Source organism: Methylotenera sp. G11 (assembly GCF_000799735.1).
GTDB lineage: Bacteria > Pseudomonadota > Gammaproteobacteria > Burkholderiales > Methylophilaceae > Methylotenera.
In genome coordinates, this window is record NZ_JUHH01000001.1 from 275280 (window position 1) to 294684 (window position 19405).

At 47.8% G+C, this 19405-nt stretch carries 22 protein-coding genes; 10 read left to right on the forward strand and 12 right to left on the reverse strand.

Going from position 1 to position 19405, the window contains the following annotated elements; translation table 11 throughout:
* Positions 1-4: 4 nt before the first annotated feature.
* The 9 genes from ispG to der all read left to right on the forward strand — a co-directional run bounded on the left by ispG (position 5) and on the right by der (position 9775).
* Positions 5-1288: a flavodoxin-dependent (E)-4-hydroxy-3-methylbut-2-enyl-diphosphate synthase gene (ispG, locus tag GQ51_RS01285; protein ID WP_081987158.1), complete on the forward strand. Its 1284-nt coding sequence runs from the start codon at positions 5-7 to the stop codon at positions 1286-1288.
* Positions 1288-2385, forward strand: coding sequence for an AAA family ATPase (locus GQ51_RS01290; RefSeq protein ID WP_047548834.1), 1098 nt, complete (start codon positions 1288-1290; stop codon positions 2383-2385). The genes ispG and GQ51_RS01290 overlap by 1 nt, the downstream gene beginning before the upstream one ends.
* Positions 2382-3032: a DUF4276 family protein gene (locus GQ51_RS01295; RefSeq protein WP_047548837.1), complete on the forward strand. Its 651-nt coding sequence runs from the start codon at positions 2382-2384 to the stop codon at positions 3030-3032. The genes GQ51_RS01290 and GQ51_RS01295 overlap by 4 nt, the downstream gene beginning before the upstream one ends.
* Before the next feature lie 23 nt (positions 3033-3055).
* Positions 3056-4357, forward strand: a complete 1302-nt coding sequence (gene hisS / locus GQ51_RS01300; protein ID WP_047548840.1) for a histidine--tRNA ligase — start codon at positions 3056-3058, stop codon at positions 4355-4357.
* Positions 4358-4425: 68 nt separating this feature from the next.
* Entirely contained in the window at positions 4426-5340 is a 915-nt protein-coding gene (locus tag GQ51_RS01305) for an ATP-binding cassette domain-containing protein (protein WP_088178140.1), read from the forward strand.
* Complete coding sequence (locus GQ51_RS01310; protein WP_052177633.1) at positions 5333-6136, forward strand: ATP-binding cassette domain-containing protein; 804 nt, start codon at positions 5333-5335, stop codon at positions 6134-6136. The genes GQ51_RS01305 and GQ51_RS01310 overlap by 8 nt, the downstream gene beginning before the upstream one ends.
* Before the next feature lie 109 nt (positions 6137-6245).
* The gene (locus GQ51_RS01315; RefSeq protein WP_047548843.1) at positions 6246-6869 is read left to right on the forward strand and encodes a tetratricopeptide repeat protein; all 624 of its coding nucleotides are present in this window, start codon (positions 6246-6248) and stop codon (positions 6867-6869) included.
* 3 nt (positions 6870-6872) lie between these two features.
* Positions 6873-8057 carry an outer membrane protein assembly factor BamB gene (gene bamB, locus GQ51_RS01320; RefSeq protein WP_235276135.1) on the forward strand — a complete coding sequence of 395 codons (1185 nt, stop codon included), beginning with the start codon at positions 6873-6875 and terminating at the stop codon, positions 8055-8057.
* Between the two features lie 263 nt (positions 8058-8320).
* Positions 8321-9775, forward strand: a complete 1455-nt coding sequence (der, locus tag GQ51_RS01325) for a ribosome biogenesis GTPase Der (protein WP_047548846.1) — start codon at positions 8321-8323, stop codon at positions 9773-9775.
* Positions 9776-9813: 38 nt separating this feature from the next.
* Here der and GQ51_RS12515 read toward each other — a convergent pair whose 3' ends face one another.
* Together GQ51_RS12515 and GQ51_RS01335 are read right to left on the reverse strand one after the other, a co-directional pair.
* Complete coding sequence (locus GQ51_RS12515; protein ID WP_235276136.1) at positions 9814-10029, reverse strand: hypothetical protein; 216 nt, start codon at positions 10027-10029, stop codon at positions 9814-9816.
* A 161-nt stretch (positions 10030-10190) separates the two neighbouring features.
* Positions 10191-10994, reverse strand: a complete 804-nt coding sequence (locus tag GQ51_RS01335; protein WP_047548853.1) for an outer membrane protein assembly factor BamD — start codon at positions 10992-10994, stop codon at positions 10191-10193.
* 38 nt (positions 10995-11032) lie between these two features.
* Between GQ51_RS01335 and rluD the strand changes: the two genes are divergently transcribed.
* Positions 11033-12142, forward strand: coding sequence for a 23S rRNA pseudouridine(1911/1915/1917) synthase RluD (rluD, locus tag GQ51_RS01340; protein WP_047548855.1), 1110 nt, complete (start codon positions 11033-11035; stop codon positions 12140-12142).
* 85 nt (positions 12143-12227) lie between these two features.
* On the opposite strand, the gene GQ51_RS01345 is transcribed toward rluD, so the two are convergent.
* From GQ51_RS01345 to GQ51_RS01390, 10 genes are all read right to left on the reverse strand, one after another.
* The gene (locus tag GQ51_RS01345; RefSeq protein WP_047548858.1) at positions 12228-12629 is read right to left on the reverse strand and encodes a GNAT family N-acetyltransferase; all 402 of its coding nucleotides are present in this window, start codon (positions 12627-12629) and stop codon (positions 12228-12230) included.
* 54 nt (positions 12630-12683) lie between these two features.
* Positions 12684-13304 carry a DUF1294 domain-containing protein gene (locus GQ51_RS01350; protein WP_047548862.1) on the reverse strand — a complete coding sequence of 207 codons (621 nt, stop codon included), beginning with the start codon at positions 13302-13304 and terminating at the stop codon, positions 12684-12686.
* A gap of 973 nt (positions 13305-14277) precedes the next feature.
* The gene (locus GQ51_RS01355) at positions 14278-14865 is read right to left on the reverse strand and encodes a DUF6998 domain-containing protein (protein ID WP_047548864.1); all 588 of its coding nucleotides are present in this window, start codon (positions 14863-14865) and stop codon (positions 14278-14280) included.
* Between the two features lie 500 nt (positions 14866-15365).
* Positions 15366-15656 carry a hypothetical protein gene (locus GQ51_RS01360; RefSeq protein WP_152604095.1) on the reverse strand — a complete coding sequence of 97 codons (291 nt, stop codon included), beginning with the start codon at positions 15654-15656 and terminating at the stop codon, positions 15366-15368.
* An 82-nt stretch (positions 15657-15738) separates the two neighbouring features.
* Positions 15739-16272, reverse strand: a complete 534-nt coding sequence (locus tag GQ51_RS01365; protein ID WP_047548870.1) for a hypothetical protein — start codon at positions 16270-16272, stop codon at positions 15739-15741.
* Positions 16273-16340: 68 nt separating this feature from the next.
* Entirely contained in the window at positions 16341-16796 is a 456-nt protein-coding gene (locus tag GQ51_RS01370; RefSeq protein ID WP_152604096.1) for a hypothetical protein, read from the reverse strand.
* A gap of 151 nt (positions 16797-16947) precedes the next feature.
* On the reverse strand, positions 16948-17244 hold the full coding sequence (locus GQ51_RS01375) for a hypothetical protein (RefSeq protein WP_052177634.1): 297 nt from the start codon (positions 17242-17244) through the stop codon (positions 16948-16950).
* Between the two features lie 64 nt (positions 17245-17308).
* Positions 17309-17752, reverse strand: a complete 444-nt coding sequence (locus tag GQ51_RS12395) for a hypothetical protein (protein ID WP_152604097.1) — start codon at positions 17750-17752, stop codon at positions 17309-17311.
* A gap of 747 nt (positions 17753-18499) precedes the next feature.
* Complete coding sequence (gene gvpU, locus GQ51_RS01385; RefSeq protein WP_052177635.1) at positions 18500-18937, reverse strand: gas vesicle accessory protein GvpU; 438 nt, start codon at positions 18935-18937, stop codon at positions 18500-18502.
* Positions 18938-19027: 90 nt separating this feature from the next.
* Positions 19028-19363, reverse strand: a complete 336-nt coding sequence (locus tag GQ51_RS01390; RefSeq protein WP_047548878.1) for a hypothetical protein — start codon at positions 19361-19363, stop codon at positions 19028-19030.
* Between the last annotated feature and the right edge of the window lie 42 nt (positions 19364-19405).

A 19405-nucleotide genomic window follows, 5' to 3' on the forward strand; every position in this document is an offset into this window, starting at 1 on the left:
GTCTATACAAATTAAGCCACGTCACACATTGCAGGTCATGATCGGCCACATTCCCGTCGGCGGTGGCTTGAACGGCACCATACCGGCGCCGGTGGTGGTGCAGAGCATGACCAATACCGATACCGCCGATGCCGCTGCGACGATTAGCCAGGTTTATGAGCTGTGGCAGGCCGGTTCTGAAGTCGTGCGCATTACCGTCAACTCGCCTGAGGCTGCTGCCCAGGTCGGCAATATCCGTCGCGGGCTGGATGCCTTGGGCTGCAATGTGCCGCTGGTGGGTGATTTCCACTATAACGGCCATAAATTGCTGGCACAGTATCCTGAGTGTGCCGAGGCGCTGGCAAAATACCGCATTAATCCGGGTAATGTAGGCAAAGGCTCCAAACGGGATGAGCAGTTTGCCTACATGATAGAAGCGGCTATCCGCTATAAAAAATGTGTGCGCATCGGCGTGAACTGGGGCAGCCTGGACCAGGCCAAAATGGCACAGATGATGGATGATAATGCCAAGCTTGCAGCGCCGCTGAGTGCGGATGCTCTCATGCGTGAAGCATTGATCCAGTCTGCGTTGGAGAGCGCTGAGCAGGCAGTGGCGCTGGGGTTGCCTGCGAACCAGATTATTATTTCCTGCAAGGTGAGTGATGTGCAGGATCTGGTCAAGGTTTATACCGAGCTGGCTGCACGCTGCGATTACCCGCTGCATTTAGGCCTCACTGAAGCCGGAATGGGGTCAAAAGGCATTGTGGCCTCAACGGCTGCGCTGGCTTTGTGCCTGCAGCAGGGCATCGGTAACACGATCCGCGTTTCCCTGACGCCGGAGCCGAATGAATCACGTACCAAAGAAGTGGTGGTCGCGCAGGAAATCCTGCAAACCATGGGGATACGCTCATTTACGCCGCTGGTGACTGCATGTCCGGGTTGCGGCCGCACGACCTCTACCTATTTCCAGGAGCTGGCCATGCAGATTCAAAGTTATCTGCGCAACCAGATGCCGGTATGGCGCAGCCAGTACGCCGGCGTGGAAAACATGAATGTAGCGGTAATGGGTTGTGTGGTGAATGGCCCGGGTGAGTCCAAGCTTGCGAATATCGGCATCAGCCTGCCCGGTACCGGTGAAGTGCCGGTTGCCCCGGTATTTGTCGATGGCGAGAAGACGGTAACGCTGAAAGGCGATAATATCGCGCAGGAATTCCAGGCGATTGTTGAAGATTACGTGCAAGCGAATTATGGTGAAGGTGGTAAATTACAATTTACTCGTAGGGTAATACCACTAGGGGTAGTTAAATAATGCGTAGATTAAAGAGCCTTTCAGTATCAGGTTATAAATCAATTAAAGACGATACCATCGTACTAGGTACGCTTAATGTGTTGATAGGTGGTAATGGTGTTGGTAAATCGAATTGGATTAGCGTATTTAAGTTTTTGCGCCAAATAGTAGAGGGGCGTTTACAACTCTCTGTAGGTACAAGTGGACGTAGTTTACTTTATAGAGGGGGTAAAGAAGTTAATAGTATTGGTATCAAAGCTGTTTATGAAGAGCCTGTCACTAATGGCGTACTTGAAAACAGTTATGACTTAAAACTAAATGTTACTGATGAGGATGCATTGATTTTTGCAGACGAAACTGTTTGGTTTCATCGAAAACCTCAGTACCCTCATCCTATAAGGCGACCATTAGGTTCAGGTCACAGCGAATCAAAACTATGCAAGACTAAAACAGACATTTCCGGGTGGGTAACTGAGGATTTGGCTAGTTATCGTATATATCATTTCCACGATACTAGTGCCTCTGCGAGTATCAAGCAAATGCAGGACATAGAAGATAATAAAGTTTTATATATGGATGCCGCTAATTTGGCGCCTTATTTATATTGGATGAAGCGGCAACACCCAGATCATTTTGAGGCGATTGAAAGTGCCATTCGCCAGATCGCACCATTTTTTGATAAATTTGAATTAAGTCCATCCAAAAATAATCCGGAAAAAATACGTTTGGAATGGCGAGAAAAAAGCTGGGAGCAGAATCTTAACCCACATTTGTTATCTGATGGTACCTTGCGTTTCATGTGCTTAGCCACATTGTTGTTGCAGCCGATGCTACCTAGAATGATTTTGTTGGATGAACCAGAACTTGGATTGCATCCGGCTGCCATTAAACAGCTCGCGGAACTTTTGAAAGAGGCTTCGCAACAAACACAGCTTTTCGTTGCTACACAGTCTGTTACTTTAATTAATCAATTGGAATTATCAGATATTTTCGTTGCAGATAGAATAGAAGGCGCGACAAAAATACGCCAATTTACTGAACAAGATATGGTTAGCTGGATTGATAGATACTCTATTGGAGAGTTATGGGAGAAGAATTTAATAGGCGGTAAGCCTTGAAGCGTATTTTGATTTTGGTTGAAGGTGAAACGGAGTATGAGTTTATCTCCAGAGTTCTTGCTCCTTATTTACTGGAAAAATTGATTGTACTTACACCTACTATTGTTGAAACAAAAAAAGTAATTGGTGGTGCTTCCCACAAAGGTGGAGGAGATTTTTCTAAAATTAAAGCCGATATTCTCGATTTACTCAATGATAGCAATGCTGTAGCAGTTACAACTTTGTTTGATTTTTATGGCTTCCCGAAAATTCAAGGAGTAGAAGATTCTGTTTATGTTGATATAACACAATTAGAGAAAGCGATAGAAAATCAAATAAATCATCGTCGATTCAAACCTTATTTGCAACGCCATGAATTCGAGGCTTTTTTGTTTATTGATCCAGAATTAACGGCAAAATCTGCATTCAAAAGTGAGTCAGTGACTAGGTTAAGGCAGCATCGCGATGAATTTGATCATGTAGAAGAAATCAATCTTGATATTACAACTGCACCTTCTAAAAGACTAATTGCAACTATCGGCAAGTATAATAAACCAAGAATAGGTGCCGCTGTAACTCAGGAACTGGGCGTTTTAAGACTTGTTAGGGAATGCCCAAAATTTGCAATTTGGGTTAATTGGATGAGTTCTTTTTCTACTAATCTTTAAAAAACAGAAAAAATATAAAGTTAATGAGCAATAAAATTCAAAGTAACGCTAAGTTTCAAAGCATCAAGGGCTTCTACGACATACTGCCTGAAGCAACCCCATTATGGTTCAAGCTGGAAGACACGGCACGCCGGGTCCTTGCGCAATATGGCTATAAAAACATCCGCATGCCGCTGGTGGAGCCAACCGAGCTCTATGTACGCAGTGTAGGCGAGCATACCGATATTGTAGAAAAGGAAATGTATGCGTGGGAAGACGCGCTTAACGGCGACAAGCTGGCACTGCGCCCTGAAGGGACGGCAGGTTGCGTGCGAGCCGTGGTCGAGCATAACCTGACTTACAATGGCCCGCAGCGCTTGTGGTACAGCGGCCCTATGTTCCGTCACGAGAATGTGCAGAAAGGCCGCCAGCGCCAGTTTCACCAGATCGGTGTTGAGGCCTTCGGTTTTGATACGCCGGAGGTGGATGCCGAGCAGATCGTTCTGCTGGCAAGGCTCTGGCGTGAGCTGGGTATCCAGGATGTGGAGCTTCAGATCAACAGCATCGGCGATGCGCATGAGCGGGCTGAATACCGCAATGTGCTGATTGCCTATTTTGAACAGCATGCAGACCTGCTGGATGAAGATGCTAAACGCCGGCTGCATAGCAATCCGCTGCGCATTCTGGATACTAAAAATCCGCGCATGCAGGCGATGTGTGAAGCTGCGCCAAAACTCATAGATTGCCTGGGTGATGAAACCCGTGCACATTTTGATGGTCTGTGCAAAAGATTAACCGAGGCAGGGGTGGCCTACAAGATCAACCCGCGCCTGGTACGTGGCCTGGATTACTACAATCGCACCGTTTTTGAATGGGTCACTACGAAGCTTGGCGCGCAGGGCACGATAGCCGGCGGTGGCCGCTATGACACGCTGGTGGAACGCCTGGGCGGCAGCGCAACGTCAGCCTGCGGTTTTGGCATTGGCCTGGAGCGCGTGTTTTTGCTGATGCAGGAATATGGCGTTACGGCGATAGATGCGCCTGATGTTTACCTGGTGAATGTAGGGGAACTGGCAGAGTCTGCCGCGTTTGCAATTGCCGAGCGGTTGCGTCATGCAAATGTGGAGGTTGTCCTGCACGCCGGTGGCGGCAGTTTTAAATCGCAGATGAAAAAAGCCGATAGAAGCCAGGCAAGATATGCCTTGATTTTAGGCGATGACGAAGTGAATACGCAGCAGGTGACATTAAAGCCTATGCAGTCTGAAGCGCAGCCTGACAGCAAGCCAGAGCAGGTGCAGTGCAGCGTTGAGCAAGCCATAGCGCTGATATTGGCAAGCAGAGCTTAAAGTTTTATCAATTTTGAAGTTTTCTTTGAATCTTGGTAACGTAAGTTTTACATATCAATTGGATGAATATGGCGGTCGACTTACAAACTGATCATTCTGCAAAATCGCGGCCCTTGCTGCAGATCGAGCATCTCAGCATCTCATCCAAAAAAATGCCGGATCGTTTGCTGGTGAATGATGTCAGTTTCAGCATCGAAATCGGGAAGACCACATGCGTGGTTGGTGAGTCGGGCAGCGGCAAGAGCCTGACGGCTCTGGCGATCATGGGTTTGTTATCCAGACAGTTACAGCTTAATGGCGGTAAGGTTCTATTTAATGATATTGATAAAGGCGTTGTCGATCTGACCAGGCTGGATGATGAAAGCCTGCGTAAACTGCGTGGCGATAAAATCGCCATGATTTTCCAGGAGCCGATGACTTCACTGAACCCGGTGCTGACGGTAGGCTATCAGATCGGGGAGAGCCTCACGACGCACCTTGGCCTTAAAGGTGAGCGCTTGAAAAACAAGATTGCCGGTCTTCTTGATATGGTCGGCATTCCGCCCGAGCGTGCAAACAGTTATCCTGATGAGTTATCCGGAGGGCAGCGTCAGCGCGTGATGATTGCAATGAGCATTGCATGCGAACCCAGCCTGCTGATCGCCGATGAGCCGACTACGGCGCTGGATGTGACGGTGCAGGCACAAATCCTCAAATTACTGAGTGACCTTAAAAGCCGCATGAATATGGGTATGCTGTTTATTACCCATGATTTTGGGGTGGTGGCCGATATTGCCGATAATGTCGTGGTCATGTTCAGGGGGCAGATCGTCGAAGCCGGAACCAGGGAGCAGGTGCTGGGTACGCCGCAGCACCCCTATACCAAAGCTTTATTGGCGTGCGTGCCGGACGCCGAAGGCACCAAGCAGTTAAGACCGATTGATTATGCATGGCTGGCTGATGAAGGCAAAGAAGTTGCAGCCACGGGAGTGGTGCATGGATGAAAATATCCTGATAGCGAAGAACCTGGTTAAAACTTACACGCAGCGAAGCGGCAGGTTTGGCTTTGGTTCTACGCAAGTAAAAGCCTTAAATGACGTCAGTATCAGCCTGAGTGCAGGCAAGACGCTTGCGGTAGTCGGTGAATCTGGCAGCGGTAAATCCACGCTGGCGCGTTGTCTGTTACAATTGCAACCCTTGGATAGCGGAGAGGTGTTGTTTCAAGGCCAGGATCTAGCCAGATTGCAGCCATCTGCATTGAGGGAAATGCGTAAAAACCTGCAAATGGTGTTTCAGGATCCGTTTGCCTCGCTTAACCCGCGGATGCGCGTGGGTGAGATCGTCGGCGAAGGTTTGCTGATACATGATATTGGCAATGCTGCGGAACAGCAGAAAAAAGTGCTTGCTATGCTGAAGCGTGTTGGCCTGACTGAAGCCGATATGCAGAAATATCCGCATGAGTTTTCTGGCGGGCAGCGGCAGCGTATCGGTATTGCCCGGGCTTTGGTATTGCAGCCGCAGGTGGTCGTATGCGATGAACCTGTTTCTGCACTGGATGTATCGATACAGGCGCAGATTTTACTGTTGTTAAAGGAATTGCAGCAGGAAATGGCGTTAAGCTACATTTTTATCAGCCACGATCTGCGTGTAGTTCGGCACATTGCGGATGACATGGTGGTGATGTATCGCGGCCAGGTTGTAGAGCAGGGTGCGGTGGCAGATATTTATGTACGGCCTGCACATGCTTATACGCAGAACCTGCTGGCGGCGATCCCCGGCAAAAGAGTGGTCAGCGGATAATTTATACGTAACCTTAAGTGTTTGGCTTAATGTTAATTTGGGCGTTATTATCTTGGCGTTATTATCAAAGTACAGTGCATTAAAAGATTTACATCAGATTGGAATATAAATGGCATACGATTTAGAAGAACAAGAGCAGTTGGATGAATTAAAAGCTTGGTGGAAAACTTACGGAAAACTGGTCAGCAATACCGTGCTGGGCTTGGTGGTCGCTTATGCTGCATATCAGGGATGGAATATTTACCAGGGTAAGCAGTCGGTAGAGGCTTCTACCGAGTACCAGGCACTGCAGGTGACGGATGAAAAAGACGTGAAAGCCATTCAGTCAAAAGCAGCCGTGATCATGGATAAATATTCATCTACTCCCTATGCTGGCCGCGCCGCACTGTTTGCAGCCAAGGCAAATTACGCCAGCAATGATGCGAAAAGTGCAAAATCCCAGCTGGAATGGGCGATCAAGCATGCAAAAGAAACCTCTGTAAGCGCCATCGCGAGTTTACAGTTGGCGAATATTCTGGCTGAAGAAAAAGACTACCAGGGTGCGCTGAAACTGCTGGAAGCGGAGCATGATGCAGGTTTTGACGGTTTGTTCTCTGATCTGAAAGGCGATGTCCTGGTTGCATTGGGCAAAAAAGCCGAAGCAAAAGCTGCCTATGAGCATGCGCTGACTAAATTAGACGCTCAGGGCAAATATCATGTATTGACCCAACAAAAACTTGAGGCTTTAGGTTAAAAATTGACGCAACTCATTAAAAAATCAAAATTACTGCTGCTGTTGAGCAGCCTGCTGCTGCTCGCATCGTGCGGCACGCTCTCGGATTTAAAAACCGATTTGTCTGAACGTGTGTTTGGACGTGAAGCAGCTGAGCCACCCGAGCCTCTGGCTGAGATCAAGGAAACCGCCAGCGTAAAAATGCTATGGCAGGCTAAACTTGGCGGCACCGGTATTTATGATTTTACGCCAGCGGTAGAAGCCGGCTATGCTTATGTAGCGAGTGCCGAGGGGGAATTGGCTAAGCTGGATGTGACTAACGGTGCCCAGGCTTGGCGTATCAATGTCGGCGAGAAACTGACCGGCGGAGTCGGTGCAGGCGGCAGCCTCGTTATCGTCGGTACGCAAAAAGGCTCAATCTATGCCTATGATATTTCAGGCAAGCTGCAGTGGAAATCAAAATTAAGCAGTGAGGTTTTAAGTGCGCCCAAGTATTTTGACGGGTTGGTCATTACCCGTACCGGTGATAACCGCATCTACGGCATCAATGCGAATGACGGCAGCCGCAAATGGGTTTATGACCGCACTGGCCCAGCGTTGAGCTTGCGCAGCAGTGCCGGCGTGGTGGTTGACAGCGGTGCCGTTTATGCCGGTTTCGCCGGAGGCAAGCTGGTTTCTATCCGTGCCGACAATGGCAAGATGATGTGGGAAGCCTCTGTCGCACAGCCCAAAGGCGTGACTGAAATCGAGCGTATCGCAGACATTACCAGCCTGCCGGTTGTAGATGGCCCCCTGGTATACGCGGTTGCGTACCAGGGACGCATCGCGGCTGTTGATAGAACCAACGGCCGAGTGATATGGAACCGTGATATTTCCAGCCTGTCAGGCCTGACTTTTGAGGATGGCAGGATTTTCGTATCACATGCTGCCGGGTCGGCTTATGCCCTTGATTACAGTACCGGTAAAACATTCTGGCGGCAGGGTGCGCTTAAGAACCGCCAGCTTACTGCGCCGTTAGCCATGGGGTCATTGATTGCCATTGGCGATGTTGAAGGCAATGTACATTTCCTGAGCCGCGAAGATGGCGCATTCAGTGCGCGTGTGAAAACCGGTGCTGAACAGATTTTGCCGCAGATGGTGCTAATTAATAGCAGCACACTGCTGGCACAGGCACGCAGTGGCGGTGTTTACGCGCTGCAGATCAAATAATCGGCAGTTGCAGCGGCGCAGGGTTGTTTAACCCTGGTCTGCCATGCAACTGCAACTCAATCAATAACTTAGCTTGATAAGATTATTAAAGAATCATTTCAGGAAACGCTGATCAGCAAGGCGGGCAGGATATAAAGCGAGGCGCGGAATAGCGTAACCGGGATGATGTATGCCTGAGGTTACGCGTGCCGTGCAGCGCAGCAATCCGCTTTTGCCTGTTTTAACAGCGTTTCTTTGGCTTAGGCACTAAATAGAAGGCTTTTATGATACCTACCATTGTACTGGTTGGCCGACCCAATGTTGGCAAGTCAACCTTATTTAACCGACTTACAAAAAGCCGGGATGCGCTTGTCGCGGATTTTCCTGGACTCACCCGGGATCGCCACTATGGTCGTGGTGTAGGTGCAAGCCAGCCTTATCTGGTGGTAGACACCGGTGGTTTTGAACCGAATACCGATAACGGCATTCTTAAGGAAATGGCAAAACAAACCCTGCAGGCGATCGATGAAGCCGATGCGGTTATTTTTCTCGTGGACGGGCGCCAGGGTGCTACCCCACAGGATATGGACATCGCTAATCGCCTGCGTAAGTGTAAATGCCCGGTATTGCTGGCCGTGAATAAAACCGAAGGCATGCAGAAAGCGGTTGTCAGTGCGGACTTTCATGAATTAGGGCTTGGTTATCCCTTATCTATCTCTTCTGCGCATGGCGAAGGCGTACGCGACATCGTTGAGCTGGCGCTGGAAAACTTCAACGTAGACGAAGATGAACCTGTCACCGATTATACCGGCGACAGGATTCCTAAAGTGGCTATTGTTGGTCGCCCTAATGTCGGGAAATCCACACTGGTGAATGCATTGCTCGGTGAAGAACGCGTGATTGCGTTTGATGAACCGGGTACCACGCGTGACTCCATTCATATCGATCTGGAAAAGAACGGCAAGCATTACACCTTGATTGATACTGCCGGTGTGCGTAAACGTGGCCGCGTGTTTGAAGCGATTGAGAAATTCTCCGTCATTAAAACCATTCAGGCGATCGAAGAGGCCAATGTCGTGATTCTGGTTGTGGATGCACAGGAAGGCATTACCGAGCAGGATGCGCATGTGGCAGCCTATATACTGGATGCCGGCCGTGCGCTCGTGGTGGCCATCAATAAATGGGATGGCCTCAAAGAGGATGAGCGTGACTGGATCAAGCGCGAAATTGACCGTAAATTGCAATTTCTTGATTTTGCCGAGTTTCACTATATTTCAGCGTTACGCAAGAAAGGCTTGCCTGAGCTGTTCAAATCAGTGGATATCGCCTATAAAGCCGCATTTGCAAAACTGGCAACACCGCAGCTGACGCGAGTGCTGCTTGATGCGCTGCAGCAGCATCAGCCGCCAATCAGTAAAGGCATACGACCCAAGCTGCGCTACGCGCACCAGGGCGGCAGCAACCCGCCTATTGTCGTGATTCACGGCAGCCATGTGGATGGCGTGAAGGATGCCTACACGCGTTTTCTGGAAAAAACCTTCCGCAGGACTTTCCAGCTTTCAGGTACGCCGCTGCGTGTACAATACAAGCAGGGTCACAATCCGTTTGCCGAAGATGAAGAAAAACGCAAGCCGGGTGAGGGTATCGTAAGCATGCGTCGCCGCAAGACTGCGCAGCGTGCCGAACTTAAAGCCAAGAAAGATGCAGAGGAAAAAGATAGAAAAGCTAAAAAGCGTTAATCAAGACAGCGCTGGCAATGAGAGCCGGATGATGGCTGTTATCTATTCGGGTATTGCTCAAGCTTTTTGTTTTCTTTAGGTAATTCATAAGGGTCTGCGACATAAGCAGGCCCTTTCATGATCATTACCACGATACAGCCGATTGCGGCTGCCCCGACAAAGAAAAAAATACTGAACAGTATGCCAAGGCACAGGTAGATTGTTTTCAGCTGCTCCGGATCAAGTGTCTGGTTGCCGAAATAAAGCAGTAGCATCGCAGTAACTGGTACTGCCGCACTCACCGCAAAGATTAAAGGTAATTTTCTTAGGAGAACCCATTCAATCCCTGAGGGTGTTTTAATAAATCCCGGAAGTTTATTAAAGTATCTCATTGATTAAATGATTGTATTTTCAATGATTAGTTCAAACCATTAGTTCAATACATACTTTCCCAGAATTTCCACCAGATGCGTTCGTCGGTTGGAGCATTCTTGTTCAGCAGGGCGCTGTCCGGATAGTTTTGTTTCAATACGCGCAGCGTGTCATTTTTAAGGTCTTCCACTCCCAGCAAGTCGTATGCGCTGATTTGAATCACTAGCGCTTCTTCAACGCCGGGTGACTGCGCGTAGTTTTCGATGACATATTTGGTGCGGTTAACCGCTGCCAGGTAAGCCTGACGTTTCATGTAGTAACGTGCAACGTGCAGTTCATGCTCTGAAAGGCTGTTTGACAGGTATACCATGCGCTGTGAAGCATCTTTCGCATAGCGGCTTTTCGGGAAACGGGTAACCAGGTCTTTGAATGTCATGAAAGAATCACGCAGTGCACGCGGGTCACGGTCACTGACCTGTTGTTTGGTCGCTTTTTCGATAATGCCGCGCTCGGTGAAAATCGCCAAACCTTTTAAGTAGTATGCATAGTCGACGTTGGGGTGATTAGGGTGCAGTTTTATAAAGCGGTCTGCCGCGGCAACGGCTAAAACGGGGTCTTGTTTTTTATAATGAGCGTAAGCGGTTTCCAGTTGCGCTTGCGTTGCATATTTACCATGCGGGTAACGTGATTCAAGTTTTGTGAAATACTCGATGGCTTTCACATAATCCCTGTCGGTCATTTTTGCCGCACCCATCTGGTAGATACGTTCCGCAGATAAACCCCTGGTGTCATCAAGCTCGGTGGGCTCGCCGAAAATCGCACAAGCATTGAGTAACAAGGTAAATGTTAAAATTAAGATATACTTCATGCCAAACCACCTTTATGAATTTGCAGCAATTATAACCGATGACAGACGCTACTCCACAATCTCTTAGCAATTCCCTCACATTAACTGTACCACATGATTTAGGCGGCCTCAGGCTTGATGTCGCTTTGCAGCGTTTGCTGCCGGAACACTCGCGTTCCCGTTTGCAGGCATGGATCAAAGATGGCCTAGTGACCGTTGATGGAAAAGCCTCAACCGCTAAAACTAAAGTGTGGGGCGGGGAGCGCGTTCTGGTCGAAGTGCAGGCAAAGCCTGAACAGCATGCTTTCAAGGCGCAGGATATACCGCTGAACATCGTTTATGAAGATGACCATATACTCGTCATTAATAAACCTGCGGGCATGGTGGTACACCCGGCAGCAGGAAACTGGGAAGGCACCTTGCTCAATGCCTTGTTGTTTCATGCGCCGCAACTGCATGACGTGCCGCGTGCCGGTATCGTGCATCGCCTGGATAAAGACACCAGCGGCTTGCTGGTCGTGGCAAAAACCCTGAACGCGCAAACGCACCTGGTGCGCCAGCTGCAGGCGCGCACGGTCAAGCGTGAATACCGCGCTATCGTGTGGGGGCAGCTATGGCGCAACGGTACCGTTGACCAGCCGATAGGGCGCGACTCGCGCTCCCGCACCAAAATGGCGATTAACCGCATGGGCAAGCCGGCGATCACGCGTTATGAAATCCTGGAGCGTTTCTCGGTGCAGACCTATCTGCGCTGCAATCTGGAAACCGGACGTACGCACCAGATCCGTGTGCACATGCAGTACCTGAAAGCACCGTTAGTGGGTGATCCCGTATACGGTTATCGCGGCATTGTGCCGATTCGTTCCATGACGCAGACACTGCGCGACGCGGTCAGCAATTTTAAGCGCCAGGCCCTGCATGCCATTAAATTGGGCTTGATCCATCCTGACACCAACGAGTTTATGGAATGGCAGATCGAACTTGCGGATGACATGAAAGTGCTACTGGAAGCGATGCGGCATGAAGACGTGAAAGAAGATGAAGAAGCGTTCGAATTCAGCACGGAACCATACCTGGCCGATGAAGACTATGAATACGACGACGAAGATGATGATTTCGAAGACTTGGACGAAGACGACGATTTAGACCTGGATCAGGAAGAAGAATAGCTTGGCGTTACAGCCCTGCGCTGGAAACTTGAATCAAAGGGCTGGTTCAGGCCAGCCTTGCACAGGGCGTGGAATGGGGTTTCGCTTAGCGGATACGCTTGATGATGAATCCATTTTCCACCTTCTCGAATCCTAGTTTGGGGTAATACTCCATAGCCTCAGGCGCTGACAGCAGAATCAGCGCCACCTCATCACCAATCGCTTGCTGCACGCGGGCAATCAGTTCCTTGCCAATGCCATGTTTCTGGTAAGCTTTATCCACCGCAAGGTCAGATAAGTAACAGCAATAACTGAAATCAGTCAGCGCCCGGCATACCCCAACCAGCTTGTTTCCATGCCAGGCGGAAATGACAAGGTTTGCATTCGCAAACATGCGCTCGATCCGCGCCAGGTCTGCAGAAGGCCGGCGAATGCCGGAAGCGTCAAAGACTGCAGCGATGTCTGCGGCTGCAAGTGAAATGTTTTGGCGGTATTCAATTGTCGTCATAAAAACCTGGTGTCTAAAGTAAGCTGTTTCGTCAGAATGGGCTGGTTAGCCATCTTAGGTCGCCTGACCAATCATCAAGTTTAGAAAAGATAAGCCGTTTTTTGTTGTTAACAGCCAGGCTAGGATAGCGCAATTGGCAATCACTGTAACCCCAAAAACGGTCTGGAATGTCTGTTTTTTTGATTTATGACGCAAGGTTTTCTGTGCCACTAAAGCGCCAGGCCAGCCACCAGCCAGGCTGAACAAATGCAAAGTGCTTTCTTTTGTTCTCCAGCGATTATTCTCTGCGGCTGATTTATCTATGACATACGCAATAAAAGTGACGATGCTTAAAGTGAAGTATAAGCCTGCAATTTCTAATGGTAGCCGCCCCAGTAAGGCAGACAGGGCGAGAAACAGGCCAAAAATAATAGTGAAATAGGTGCTGAATGCACTGGATTTATCCGAAGCGCCGGGTGTTGCTGCATCTCGTGCAAATCGAATGTTTTTTGCAATAAAGCGACCGCGCTCATCAGTCGCAAGTTCGTAAGTAATGATGTCGCCCTCTGTGGGGCGATGAGCATGATGAGAAAATGCCTTGATGTGCACGAATGCTTTTTGGCCACCGCCGTTAGGGGTGACAAAACCAAATCCCTGATCGTCTTTCCAGCCTGAAACTTTACCCTGATAACGCATGTAAGCTCTTGAAATAGTTAGTTTGAGTTAAGGAAAGCGCTTCTACTCATAATAGGTTTTAGCATATCTATCCTGCGGGGTACTTTTAACGGCTTAGCATATCCTGTTCGAATGAGAGGTTAACTTATGAACGGAAGAAAGCAACACCATGCCCCCTCAAATGCTGCCCATTTAGTACAAAATGAAGCTTTACTATTGATTTTATTGCTTGTGATTTTATTGCTTGATGAGTCATGCTTCTGCTCCGATAGTAAAACATAAGCAGAGTAGCATTTCTTTGCTTGTGAGAAAACTGACAATATACCTGCAATCGTACCGTGATCATAAAAGACATTTTTTACTGCATTGGAGCATGAATCTTGGCCATGCAATACATGATAAGCACAGCAAAAGCCTTTTTTTAGGTGAAATTTCTCTCTGATACCAGTTAATGGCTGAAACCGCATCGTTTGCAAGAAATTTTATGTGACCTCTAATGTTCGATATTTAGCGTAGCGTCCCGCTTGATGGATGGGTTAGGCATCGGGCTATTTTAAAGTCTGAATTTTGGTTGGTTCGCACCATACATATGTATCGATGCATCTGAGCATATTTTGACGATAGTTAGCAGGGCAGGTGTCATTCATATTTTTGATACGAAACCCTTGACGGGCTTTCATTGTGTGCATCGATGCGAGGCAACAGCTATTTCCTTTGCACGCACGTTCCATAGCATAATAATCGTTATCGGACGATGTCTGAGCTGGCGGTTCGGTGGCACAGCCTAATCTGAGGTATGACATTAAAAGCAGAAACGCGACGATGCGCTTACGGTCCCAAATAACAACCGGATTAGTTACGGCGCTAATGGCATGCAGAGCAATGCTGCGATAGTTTCTGGGATGAACAGGTATCAGCCTATCTCTTGCCATATCTCTTGCTTCCTAACGTTTGAATTAAGGGGCGCCGTTAGGCGTCCCGCTTGAATGATGGGTTAGGCATTGCTTGCTTCATCCTTGAGTTGCCCTCTGAGGAACTTTCCTGAACCACCTTTTAGCTCACTTCGATTAAATATCTTGCCTGTGAACTGAAAATCCTCATCAATGCGCACGATGAGCAGTTGCTCAAAGTCTCCTTGGCTCTTAACAATGACATGATCGTTGGCTTTCTCTGGAGAGATAGTTTTTACTTCGACTAGTTTTCCTGCAATCGTGCCGTCAGAACCTTCCTTGTGAGAACCATGACGGCAGAGGCCGAATTTGATCTCTGCGTAAATCTCTCCGAGCTCTCCCCAAATTTGCAAGTACCTACCAGTATTTTCAAAATGACGTGTAGCACAATCAATCAGATCGTAAAAAATTTCAGCTTGTTCTAGCGTGCTATATGGAAATCCATCTCTACTCTTAAATATTTTTTTCGGTTGGTCTTCCGTGGGTTCTTGCAACTGAGAATCAACCCAGGCGGGGTCAATATCAATGTATGTGACCTCCCAAGGGTTATATCCACAGGCTGCGGCATCAGCTATTTGTTCTGGGCTGTAGCCGTCGCTATGCATGTCATGAAGAAAATCCCAGTCGCTCATATTAATTGCCTAACGTTTGAATTAAGGGGCGCCGTTAATGTCCCGCTTGAATGATGGGTTAGGCTGCGCGTGATACACGGCTACCAACCCAACTGCCAATAAAAGCCCCAACCGCAAGGGAAGCCGGGGAACCCAATAAATAGAGAAACCACCCATTTGCAGCCTCATGGGAGCTAGAAGTGAATACAAGTATTGCTGTAGCTACCAACAAAAAGTGTGTGCCGAAGAAGCCTCCAAATGCACAAGGGCGTGATACATCTAAATATCCAGAGAGCAAAAACCAAAGCCAATGCGGAGCAGAGAACATGATATAAGTTACCCACATATTCGATGCGCCCCAACCCCCAACAAAAACGGCGATGAAAGTAGCCAAGAGCGGAAAGGAAAGGTGAAGAACCCAAGACATAGCAGCCTAACGTTTGACATAAGGGGCGCGATTTAGCGCGTCCCGCTTGATGGACGGGTTAGGCGATATTGAATTATTTTGGCCACTTGGTAGATTATGGCTTTTCTTGAGCATTTGGATTTCCACCTTGAGCCAAATAATTGAACCACAATAGCTTTTTACCGTTTTTAAAAGCTGGCTCTAACGCGTGGAATTCAGAAAAATAATAGCCTTCGTATTTCTCGAACTCTACTGCCAATTGCCCTAGTAGACCTTTCATTAGCCAAATATCTTTTTCATTAGAACTAGTGTGAAATTTCTCTTCGGCTAAACTGTATTCTTCGGCCTCGCAACTAGCTTGAATAATTCGTGCAAGTTCCGAAATTATTGGTTCGTAGTCTGCCAAACAGATGTGGTACGTGTTCGCCATTTTCGCCTAACGTTTGACATAAGGGGCGCGCTTTAGCGCGTCCCGCTTGATGGATGGGTTAGGCATTATTACCTTTGACCGACAAGCTCGGATGTGCATTTTGAGAAGGGGAATGTGGAGGCCCGTCATCATTTGAAGAGTAGTCATCAGCGAAATCCATAAGCTGACGTCTGCGATCCCCTAGTTGCTGGAGTATTTCGCGAACGGAGCTTGTGTCGAATTCATTCTGCGTCCACTCGTCGGGGGAGCCTCTCTTGCCCTTTCGAACTTTGGCTAGGAAGAGCCTTTCCTCGTGCTCAAAGAACATACCATGAAAAATCTTGTTCCTTTCTATGAAGAGTCTATGAATGTCTTCAATGGCGTCGAACCAGGCATCCAGAGCCCCGGGGGAAACTCTGTGATGGCAAAGACGACGAAGTAAGTCGAGATTCTCTGAGACACCGTTTGATGACGGCACGAGTGCCTTTGCAAGATTATGCTCCCGCGAGAGCACGATGATCATTGTGCGAATCGCAGACTCCATGAAGCCGAAGTCCAGCACGGCCTGCCCTAAAGCATTTACGAAATCAGGTGTAATTTGAGTTTGTCGCATAGTGCCTAACGTTGAATTAAGGGGCGCGTGTTAGCGCGTCCCGCTTGAATGCCGGGTTGGGCAAGACTTCAATCTGAACTTGACCCGATAAAAACAATTGCATCATTGTTTATCTCAATTAAGTATGCAAAGTCCCAGAACACGGGATAGAAAGGATGCCCTTCTTTTAGCCAAAACGACATGATTGTGTCGGCTCCATCAACCAGCTTTCCCACTTCGGACATAACTAATTCTGCATTTCGTTGAAACTCGACGCTTGCCAAGTAACCACGATCTGGATGTGATCCATCGTCCCCTTGGTAATAAAGCGCTTCTTTCACGCTCACCAATAAATCAGCTTCTTTGGCTGATTGCGTACCACCGATTACTACGGTGCGCCTAATGGCTAAATCAATCAGCTTTTGAAGTGATTGACCTGCCATGCCTTTTAATTCAACAACTAGAAAGCTTGGAGAGTAATTCAAGCTCCCAACATAAAGTCCGTGCGAAATACTGTCGAGCGTAGTGCCAATAGATTTAGTCATGCTTTTATGGCTCCGCCCAACGTGAAGGTAACCGGACGCCGGAGCGCGAAGCGCGGAGGGAACCAACAGCGCAGCTGTTGGCGTTCCGGTTGACCGTAGGGTTAGGGCTTGGGGGCAAAACAAACATTGGGTGTTTCGTTATTGTGCTCATTTATACCTCCGGCAATATCCAAGTTTTCAATGTTCCCTCATATTCAAACTCAGCTTGTTCTTTCGCATCTTCTAGCGTTTCGTGCCAAGTGTCGGAAAGGCTATTCCAGTTTTCGTCGCAGCCGAACAAGTAGAAGGCGTCTTCGCCTTCGTATTGGCATATGGCTAGACCGCTGGTCGGTCCGAGCACAACACCATCAACGATTTGTTTCGTGTTGCCGGTATGGCGGTGGCGCAAGTCTATAGCCGTGCAGCAGATTACTTTTGCACCGCCTACAGTTGAAGGCACTGGCTGCATGTATTGGGGAGCCCTAACGTTGAATTAAGGGGCGCGCGTTAGCGCGTCCCGCTTGATGGATGGGTTAGGCGACCTGGCATGAAAGCTGTGCTATCCGGGCCACCAAACCGCGTACCGTTGACAAGGGCAACAAACGCCTCTCCGACCTCAATGAGGCTAGAAGTCTCAAAGTCGGTTGTGAATTCGCCGCTAATACCCATGAGATTGATAACACTTCTGTCCAAAAAAGGGGGGGGCTTTTCCTCAGTGCGTGTAATAGTGAATCAATTGCAGAGAGAACAATGACCTTTCCTTTTGGCGAAGCTGTATTTGACTCCAATGACAAAGGTACAGAGCCATTGAAGTAGCCGCGTGATGCAAGAAGCCATTCATCTCGAATTTTGTGGGCGATTGAGTCAGTTTCGACCTGATCTTCGATATGAAGTGCTGCGAGACGCAGGAATAATTCTAGGATGGAATCACGCATCCAAAAGCCATTTCCACAGATTTCAACAAACGATGTTCCCATGCGCACGCCTAACGTTTGAATTAAGGGGCGCCGTTAGGCGTCCCGCTTGAATGATGGGTTAGAGAGCTTAGGATATGATGAAACTGATGACCTTGTTTTAGTAAAGCTACACCTGCTATAAGTAGCAAAGACGTTGAAAACAACCCTTTTAGTAGTTTTAGATTTGTGTACTCTGTAAAAAAGCATAAATTGACTAGCAATGCAATTGCACCTGTGAAAAGCACGGTGCATATAATTGAGGCGGCGCCACCCTTGTATGATTTTTTTTGCGCAATACCCAAAAGAATGCTCCAAAAAATAATTATTAGGCCTGAAGTTATGCCGGAATAGGCGTATAAATATGTGGCCTCGGCCATATTCCAATAAATAACGAATGCACCAAATGTTGCTAGCAAGAGTGCAGGAGTAAGTTTTATTAGTTTCATAATCTCTAACGTTTGACATAAGGGGCTGCGAAGCAGTCCCGCTTGATGGATGAGTTAGAGAGTTTATCTTTATATGACATTGCAGAAATATATCAATAAACGGGAAAATATACCATTTATTTTTTTTGTGGTATGAATGATAGGTATTTAATAAGACTAAATGATGATGTTTTGAAACATAGCGACTGAATGGTTTTAATTGATGAGAGAGAATGGTTAGTCAGAATGGTGGTGCTGTTTCTTAAAGAATCTATGTCAATTACACATTATCTCTAACGTTTGAATTAAGGGGCGCCGTTAGGCGTCCCGCTTGAATGATGGGTTAGCCTTGCGATGCACTTAGACTGCCAAGTGAGAACCCGCCAACCTCACAAATACGGCCGCGCCACCACACCCCCTTGTTGCCAGGGATTGGGTTGCCAGCGGTATTAAAGAACCGAGTATTTTTTAAATGAATATATTGTGGTGGGGGTTGAATTTTATTTTCGTCATTAGACTTATATAAATCGCCATAAGAAGAAATATTGGTTTTTATCGATTCTGCGTCCTCGGAATTTGTGAATGCGCTAGAGAATTCTGTAGCAAAACCATCGAAGTATTGCTTATGACTGACTAAGTTTCCAGACACGAGCATGCCACTAACTTGTAAAGTTATACCGATTTCTAATGATGCTTCATTAGCGAAACTTACTAGTGATTGAAGAAACCAATCAGTTTCAGCGACTAGAGGTGGCGCTATGATTTCTGCTTCGTTTGTCATTTAAATTTTCCTGTTGTAAAAGGGCTAACATTTAACATAAGGGGCTGCGAAGCAGTCCCGCTTGATGGATGGGTTAGGGAATAATGCGGCCTAGGCACCATGTATTGAAACCCAAAGGATAATAACGGTAAACCCAGATATTGCAATAAGTGGTGGAGAGTAGACTACTTTTTTGGCTAGAACCCCATTGCCTTTTTGCTTTAGTGAATATGCTACGGGAAAGGCAATAAGGATAAAGGCTGGGTAAAGGTGAAATAGGATTAGGCTGACATTCGTAAAGCTAAAGCCAGGAGAATATCCCATCCCTGCGAGCGCCGCTAGAGGAGCCCAGAGCACCAAAGAAAGTAACTGAGCTATGAGGGGAATTCGCAAAGAAAATTCTGTATTTAGTTTTTCATCGCCGGGAAATTGGTTAGTAACTTGCATCACTCTCCCTAACGTCTGACATAAGGGGCGCGCTTTAGCGCG